The sequence below is a fragment of the Parendozoicomonas verongulae genome, assembly GCF_009711465.1.
In the GTDB taxonomy this organism is placed as follows: Bacteria; Pseudomonadota; Gammaproteobacteria; order Pseudomonadales; family Endozoicomonadaceae; genus Sansalvadorimonas; species Sansalvadorimonas verongulae.
On the sequence record NZ_SMME01000669.1, the window covers coordinates 2,656 to 3,498 of the forward strand.

Consider the following 843-nt stretch of genomic DNA (forward strand, 5'->3'; position numbering starts at 1 on the left):
AAAAATTGGCTTGAACCGGTCAATTGCCCTGATAGTGAGGCAGGAACACTTCATGCTCTGTTGAAAAAGCTGGACGCTGTCAATGAACTCAAACCATTGGTAGAACGTCTCTTGAAAAACTGGTATGTCCATTTTTTGGGTAAGAAAAGAGGCACGAACGGCGACATCAGGAGAATATTGAGCGTTGCTTCACCTTTAGCCCCGCCAATGTACAGTGGACATTCACCCACACTGGAGAGCAACCTGAAAATAGATAATCTGACCCCCTCCTGGACAGAGGAACCGGAAGGTGTTCCAGATATAGGCAGGTTGCTCACCGGTCTCCCTGCTTTTTCTGTATTCAAAATCAGAGCCAGTAAGCATCGTCCTGTCATTCTGGCTGGAGCCCCTCAGTGGGGTGATACAAGTTTAATGAAGAAAGCTCATGAACTTAGTGAGCAGCATTGCCAACATTGCCCTGATAAAGAGACATTGCGTAAACGATTATCCGTTATGTCTCATCAATATTCTGAGCTTATCAAAGAAGCTTTCGTAGATTATTTGTATCAGATAGCTCATGTTAACGGAGAAGGGATAACTGCCTGTTGGTTTGATGCTCGGGCCGGATCTGTGATGCATCAAACAGGGTACCATATTCCTCAATCAGCAGCTGAGTTGAATGCGCTTATGACGGAGGTAATAAATCATTTTCAGTGGGACGGCGCCTACGAGCATTACCTCAGAACAGTTCTCCGATCCCATGGCGCTCTGGTTCTTGATAAGAACGATTTGACGGTTATCGCTCAGGAATTTATCAATAGATTGAAACTGGATACTAGGGTCTGTTGAGGTTTTATGATCGAG

1 protein-coding gene is annotated in these 843 nt (G+C 45.1%); it reads left to right on the forward strand.

Annotated elements, in window-relative coordinates; genetic code table 11:
* Nucleotides 1-828, forward strand: an 828-nt coding sequence (locus E1189_RS02605) for a hypothetical protein (protein ID WP_196221102.1), incomplete at its 5' end; no start/stop codon positions are given.
* Nucleotides 829-843: the final 15 nt, after the last annotated feature.